This window comes from Anoxybacillus sp. CHMUD (assembly GCF_013096965.1).
Lineage (GTDB): Bacteria > Bacillota > Bacilli > Bacillales > Anoxybacillaceae > Anoxybacillus > Anoxybacillus kestanbolensis_A.
Map to the genome: position 1 here is coordinate 1 of NZ_SDLG01000090.1, position 411 is coordinate 411.

General features: G+C 52.1%; 1 protein-coding gene. It reads left to right on the forward strand.

Annotation, left to right across the window (positions count from 1 at the left end):
* Nucleotides 1-396, forward strand: a 396-nt coding sequence (locus tag ETB99_RS14740; protein ID WP_171700947.1) for an ABC transporter permease subunit, incomplete at its 5' end; no start/stop codon positions are given.
* Between the last annotated feature and the right edge of the window lie 15 nt (nt 397-411).

Genomic DNA, 411 nt, shown 5'->3' on the forward strand with positions numbered 1-411 from the left:
GTTTATATCGGCATTGTTTACGCTTACGTGCCGTTTATGGTACTGCCGATTTATACCGCGTTGATTCGTATTGATTATTCGCTGGTGGAAGCAGCGCTGGATCTCGGTGCACGACCGCTGAAAACGTTCTTTACTGTGATCGTGCCGCTGACTAAAGGTGGGATTATTGCCGGATCGATGCTGGTGTTTATCCCGGCTGTGGGCGAGTTTGTGATCCCGGAACTGCTCGGTGGCCCGGACAGCATCATGATCGGGCGCGTGCTGTGGCAGGAGTTCTTTAACAACCGCGACTGGCCGGTGGCCTCGGCGGTAGCGATCATCATGTTGCTGCTGCTAATTGTGCCGATAATGTGGTTTCACAAACACCAGCAAAAAAGCGTGGGAGAACACGGATGAATAATTTACCGGTAG